Below are 5,737 nucleotides of genomic sequence, written 5' to 3'. Positions count from 1 at the left end.
TCGTCGGCGGCGGCCTGATCGGCCTGTCGATCGCCTGGCGGCTGGCGCAGGCGGGCCGCTCCGTCGCGGTGATCGAGCGCGGCACCCTCGGCTCGGGGGCGAGTCTGGCCGCCACCGGCATGCTGGCGCCGGCCGCCGAGCACGAGCCCGGCTCCGACCTGCTGCTGCCGCTGGCCCTCGACTCCCTCCGGCGCTGGCCGGCTTTTCGCGATAATCTTCAAACGGCGTCCGGCCTCGACATCGATTACCGCGAGGACGGCACGCTGGTGCTGGCCATCGGCCGCGACGAGGTCGAACGCCTGCGCTTCCGCTACGACCTGCAGCGCCGGTCCGGGGTGGCGGCCGAGTGGATCGCCGGCAGCGAGGTGCGCCGCCGCGAGCCGGCCCTGCGCCCGTCCGTGACGGCCGGCGTGTTCTGTCCCCTCGACCATCAGGTCGACCCGCGCCTCGTCATGCAGGCCCTGGTCCTGGCCTGTCGCAAGGCGGGCATCGCCCTGGTCGAGACCTGCCCGGTCACGGGCCTCGACTGGACGGGCGGGCGCGTCACCGGCCTGCACACGGCTGACGGGCGCATCGCGGCCGGGACCGTGATCCTGGCGACCGGCGCCTGGAGCGGGGAGGGGGGTCTGCTCCCCGAGCACCTCGCCCTGCCGGTGCGCCCCCTCAAGGGCCAGTCCCTGGCGCTGAAGACCACCCGGCGCACCGGCACGCTCGCCCACATGGTCTGGACCGAGCAGGTCCACATGGCGCCCAAGGGCGACGGCCACCTGATCGTCGGCGCGACGGTGGAGGATTGCGGGTTTCGCGAGGGTGTCACCGCGGGCGGGCTCTACGCGCTGCTGGAGGGCGCCCGCCGCGTGCTGCCCGGCATCGAGGAGATGGAGGTCGAGGCGGTCTGGAGCGGCTTCCGGCCGACCTCGGACGACGACGCCCCGATCCTCGGCACGATCGCGCCGGGGCTGGTCGCCGCCACGGGCCACCACCGCAACGGCTACCTGCTCGCGCCCGTCACTGCCGACGCGGTCTGCGCCCTCCTCACAACTGGGGCCATGCCTGCGGTCGCCGAACCGTTCGGCCTCGCGCGCTTCGCGTCATCCGAACCGGCGAGGGCCTCGGCATGAAGCTCACCGTCAACGGCCAGCCCCGCGCCTATGAGGCGGGCACCGTCGAGGCGCTGTTCCAGGCCGAGGCCGAGGAGAGCGGCATCGAGAGCCCGCAGGGCATCGCCATCGCGCTGAACGGCCGCGTCCTGCGCCGCCGCGACTGGCCCGAGACAACGATCCGCGAGGGCGACCGCATCGAGATCGTCCGCGCCATGCAGGGAGGTTGAACATGGACACCACCGTCACGCCCCTGCGCCTCGCCGCCGAGGACCCCCTGGTGATCGCCGGCATCCCGCTGGCCTCCCGGCTCTTCATCGGCACGGCCGGCTACCCGACCCAGGCGATCATGCGCGATGCGGTCCTGGCCTCGGGCGCCGAAGTCGTCACCGCCTCCATCCGCCGGGTCTCGCTTCAGGGCCACGGCTCGGACACGGTGCGCATCCTCAAGGGGCGCCGCTTCCTGCCCAACACCGCCGGCTGCGAGACCGCCCGCGACGCGATCATGACCGCCGAACTCGCCCGCGAGGCCCTGGACACCACCTGGATCAAGGTCGAGGTGATCGGCGACCGCGAGACGCTCTATCCGGACGTGATGGAGCTGATCGAGGCCTGCCGCCACCTCGTGGACCAGGGCTTCACCGTGCTGCCCTATTGCAACGACGACCCGATCGTCTGCCAGCGGCTGGAGGATGTCGGCTGCGCCGCGGTGATGCCGATGGGCTCGCTCATCGGCTCCGGCATGGGGGTCGCCAACCCGGCCAACCTCGAACTCATCTGCCGCCGGGCCAAGGTGCCGGTGATCGTGGATGCCGGCATCGGCACGGCGTCCGACGCCGTGATCGCGATGGAACTCGGCGCCGACGCCTGCCTGATCAACACCGCGGTGGCCAAGGCCGACGACCCCGTGCGCATGGCCCGCGCCATGGGCCGCGCGGTGGAGGCCGGCCGCGACGCGTATCGGGCCGGCCGCATCCCCCGGCGCGGCCGGGCCGAGCCGTCGAGCCCGCAACTCGGCCTTGTCGGCTCCTGAGCGGCGGCCGCTGCCGTCTCCCCTGCTGGTGGTGACGGACCGGCACGGCCATCCCCGCCCGCTGGTCGAGACCGTCCAGGCCGTGCTGGCCGCGGGCGCCCGCTGGATCTGGCTCCGCGACAAGGACATGGCCGCGGATGACCGGCATCGTCTGGCGGAAGCCGTCGCCGAATGCGTCCGCACCGCAGGCGGCGTCCTGACGGTCGGCGGCGATCCGGCCCTGGCCGCGCGGCTCGGCGCGGACGGCGTGCATCTTCCCGGCGGCACGACGGAGGAGGCGATCCGCGCCGCGCAACGGGTGCTGCGACCCGGTGCGCTGGTCGGAATTTCCGCCCACGGCCCCGGAGACCTCGCGGTGGCGGCGCGGGCCGGGGCCGACTACGCGACCCTCAGCCCGACCTTCGAGACCGCGAGCAAGCCCGGCTACGGACCGGCGCTGGGCCTCGCAGGCCTTCGTGAGATGGCCGGGATCGGACTGCCCGTGATCGCGCTGGGCGGAATCGCGCCGGACGCGGTGCCCGCCTGCCGAGCGGCCGGGGCTGCGGGCATCGCGATCATGGGCGGTGTGATGCGGGCGGCCGATCCGGGCGCCGCGACGCGGACCTACCTGGATCGCTGGGCCGGCACGGACGCGCGGGCATAGCCCGAGGCTACGTCGCGGACGAGTCCGGCCGGCAGGGGGCCTATTTCGCCGGCGCCGGCCCGTAGGGCGGCCGGGGGATCGAGCGGTGGGCGGCCCGAAGCGCGGCCGACCAGCGCTCGCGCAGGTCGTGAAAGTAGCCCTCGCCGGCTTCGATCCGGTGGCTGACTTCGAGGTCGAGGGCGCCGCGGCGGGAGACCGCGATGTCGATGGGAAGCCCCACGCCGAGGTTCGAGCGCATGGTGGAATCCATCGAGACGAGGCTGACCTTGAGGGCGTCGTAGAGGTCGGTCTCGAACTTCACCGCCCGGTCGAGGATCGGCTTGCCGTACTTGTGCTCGCCGATCTGGAGGAAAGGCGCGTCGGTCGAGCACTCGATGAAGTTGCCGGCCGAGTAGATCAGGAACAGTCGCATCGGCTCGTCCCCGATCTGGCCGCCGAACAGCAGGGAGATCGAGAACCGGAGGTTCGCCGCCTCGAAGCCCGCCTTCTCGATCTGGCGCACCCGCCGGATCGCCCGGCCGACGAGCTGGGCTGCCTGGAACATGGTCGGCGCCTCGATGAGCTTCATCAGCGGCGGCTCGCCGTCGTCCCCCGGGACGCCCTCCGAGAGCATGCTCAGCACCGACTGGGTCACGGAGAGGTTGCCGGCCGAGGCCAGCATCATCACCCGCTCGCCCGGAACGTTGAAGTGGTGCAGCTTGCGGTAGGTCGAGATATCGTCGAGGCCCGCATTGGTGCGGGTATCGGCGACCATCAGGAGGCCTTCCTCGACGAGGACGCCGACGCAGTAGGTCATGGTTCAGTGGCTCTCGCGGGCCCGCGCTCGGCACGGGCCTCGAATTCGGTTCAGGATCGGGTCGCGGCCTTGCTCGCGGCCTGGACTAGCTCCACCCGGAGCGTCACGTCCAGCGTTTCCGTGCCGCCGCCGGTGCGGCTGCCGCGAATCGGTGCGGCGCCGAGGTAGTCCAGGCCGGTCGCGACCCGGATGTAGGCCTCCGAGGGGCCGGACTCGTAGGCCGGGTCGAAGGTCACCCAGCCGAGGTCGGGCACCAGGGCCTCGGCCCAGCCGTGCGGGGTCTCGAGTTCGACTGCCTTCTCGTCCAGGCGGTAGCCCGAGACGTAGCGCGCCGGGATCTCCAGGTGGCGGGCGGCGGCGATGAAGACGTGGGCGATGTCCTGGCAGATGCCGGCGCCCGCCTCGAACGCCTTGGCCGCCGTGACCGCGCCGCTGGCGGGGCCGGGCGCGAAGCCGACCTGCGCGTGCACGGCCGCGTGGAGGCGGTGGAGGGTCGGCAGCACCGCCCGGTCGCCGGCGGCCCCGACGCTGTCGGCGAAGGCCTGGATCTCGGGGCTCGCCGCGACGAGATCGGTCTCGCGCAGGTAGAACGGATCGGGCAGGCGCTCCACCGAGCCGCGCACCACGCCGTGGCACTCGTTGGTGTCGACCTCGCCGGTCACGCGGATTACCAGGGCGTCGGAGGCCTCGTCCGGCGTGAACCAGTGGACGATGTTGCCGTAGCCGTCCTCACGCTCCGTCAGGCGCCCGTCCACCGAGGGGTCGATCCGCCAGCGGCGGACGTACTGGCCGTCGTGGTCGCGCGGCCTCATGCGCAGGACCTGGACCAGGCCGCGGGCCGGCTGCTCGTAGGAGTAGATGGTCTCGTGGACCACGCGGATTCGCATGCGACGTGTCTGCCCTCAATATTCTCAGACCAGATATTGCTGCGCGATGGCCGCGCCTACCTGGTTGTTCTCGTCGATGAAGGCGAGCACGAATTCGTGCAGGCCCGAGGCGAAGACCCGGTCGATGTCCTCGCTCTCCAGCCGCGCCAGCATGTTGCCGGCCAGCCGCTGGCTGGGGCCGCGCCGCCCGTAGGCGTCGGCGATCAGGTCGAGGTTGTCCACCAGCACCGTGTAGCAGTTGGCGAACGAGCGCGGCATCTGCCGGTTGAGGATCAGCAGGTCGGCCACCAGCAGGGGCTTGATGCTCTCGCGGTAGACCCAGTGATAGGCGTTGAAGGCCGAGACCTCGCGCAGGATCGTGGTCCACTGGAAGTAGTCGAGGCTGCCGCCCACTGTCTCGGAGGCCGGCAGCAGGATCTTGTACTTCACGTCGAGGATGCGGGCGGTGTTGTCGCAGCGCTCCAGCGCAGTGCCGAGCCGCGTGAACCAGTAGGTGTCGTTGCGCAGCATCGTCCGGTAGGCCGAGCCGTCGAAGGTCAGGGAGATGCCCTTCACCCAGTCGAGGAAGCGCGAGAACTCGTCGCGGTTCAGCTCGCGCCCCTGGTAGGAGCGCAGTTCGAGCCACGCGCCGTTGATCGCGTCCCACATTTCGGTGGTCAGCGCCGTGCGCACGCTGCGGGCGTTCTCGCGGGCCGTCTCGATGCAGGAGCGGATCGAGGAGGGGTTGTGCGGGCTGAAGGCCAGGAAGTCGCAGACCGTGTCGGTGTTCACCGCGTCGTAGTGCAGCTTGAACACCTCCGGGTCGCCGGCCGAGGCCAGCGCCGAGGCCCACTCGTTGGTCTCGCCGCCGCCGTAGCTCGTCGGCAGGGAGGCGAGGCGGTGCGCGGCATCGAGGATGCGCGCCACGAACTCGGCGCGCTCGACGTAGCGTGACAGCCAGTAGAGGTTGTCGGCAGTCCTGGACAGCATGGGTCTCTTCGCCGGATCGTCTCAAGGCCTGCCCGGAGGCAGGGCCTTGCGGAGGTTGCTGGAACACGGCCCGCCCGAGGCGGACATCGGTGAGCGGTGCGGCGCGACGGGACGTCGGAAGCGGCTCGCCTCAGGCGTCGAGCACCCAGGTGTCCTTCGTACCGCCGCCCTGGCTCGAATTCACCACCAAAGATCCCTCCTTCAGGGCGACGCGGGTGAGGCCGCCCGGCACGATCCGGATCTCGTCGGAGCCGCAGAGCACGAAGGGGCGCAGGTCCACGTGGCCCCGCGCCACGTGGACCTGCGCCC

At 71.7% G+C, this 5,737-nt stretch carries 7 protein-coding genes and 1 pseudogene; 4 read left to right on the top strand and 4 right to left on the bottom strand.

The window, feature by feature from the left end; all coding sequences use genetic code 11:
- The 4 genes from thiO to COGEMETH_RS20210 form a co-directional block, all read left to right on the top strand.
- Nucleotides 1-1,121 (top strand): glycine oxidase ThiO (thiO, locus tag COGEMETH_RS20225; RefSeq protein WP_238184401.1); only part of this gene is annotated, 1,121 nt, incomplete at its 5' end.
- Nucleotides 1,118-1,330, top strand: a complete 213-nt coding sequence (gene thiS, locus COGEMETH_RS20220; RefSeq protein ID WP_238184400.1) for a sulfur carrier protein ThiS — start codon at nucleotides 1,118-1,120, stop codon at nucleotides 1,328-1,330. The genes thiO and thiS, both read left to right, overlap by 4 nt.
- Before the next feature lie 2 nt (nucleotides 1,331-1,332).
- Nucleotides 1,333-2,133, top strand: a complete 801-nt coding sequence (locus COGEMETH_RS20215; RefSeq protein WP_238184399.1) for a thiazole synthase — start codon at nucleotides 1,333-1,335, stop codon at nucleotides 2,131-2,133.
- Nucleotides 2,120-2,776, top strand: a complete 657-nt coding sequence (locus tag COGEMETH_RS20210) for a thiamine phosphate synthase (protein WP_238184398.1) — start codon at nucleotides 2,120-2,122, stop codon at nucleotides 2,774-2,776. The genes COGEMETH_RS20215 and COGEMETH_RS20210 overlap by 14 nt, the downstream gene beginning before the upstream one ends.
- Before the next feature lie 40 nt (nucleotides 2,777-2,816).
- Here the strand turns inward: COGEMETH_RS20210 and COGEMETH_RS20205 are convergent, their stop codons facing one another.
- The 4 genes and pseudogenes from COGEMETH_RS20205 to COGEMETH_RS20190 all read right to left on the bottom strand — a co-directional run.
- Entirely contained in the window at nucleotides 2,817-3,572 is a 756-nt protein-coding gene (locus COGEMETH_RS20205; protein ID WP_238184397.1) for a proteasome-type protease, read from the bottom strand.
- A 50-nt stretch (nucleotides 3,573-3,622) separates the two neighbouring features.
- Nucleotides 3,623-4,459, bottom strand: coding sequence for a transglutaminase family protein (locus COGEMETH_RS20200; RefSeq protein WP_238184396.1), 837 nt, complete (start codon nucleotides 4,457-4,459; stop codon nucleotides 3,623-3,625).
- Nucleotides 4,460-4,483: 24 nt separating this feature from the next.
- Nucleotides 4,484-5,428, bottom strand: a complete 945-nt coding sequence (locus COGEMETH_RS20195) for an alpha-E domain-containing protein (RefSeq protein WP_238184395.1) — start codon at nucleotides 5,426-5,428, stop codon at nucleotides 4,484-4,486.
- Between the two features lie 130 nt (nucleotides 5,429-5,558).
- A pseudogene (locus tag COGEMETH_RS20190) lies at nucleotides 5,559-5,737 on the bottom strand (circularly permuted type 2 ATP-grasp protein); the annotation flags it as partial.

It is taken from the genome of Methylobacterium trifolii, from assembly GCF_022179685.1.
In the GTDB taxonomy this organism is placed as follows: Bacteria; Pseudomonadota; Alphaproteobacteria; order Rhizobiales; family Beijerinckiaceae; genus Methylobacterium; species Methylobacterium trifolii.
This window is presented reverse-complemented; position numbering and strand designations above follow the sequence as displayed.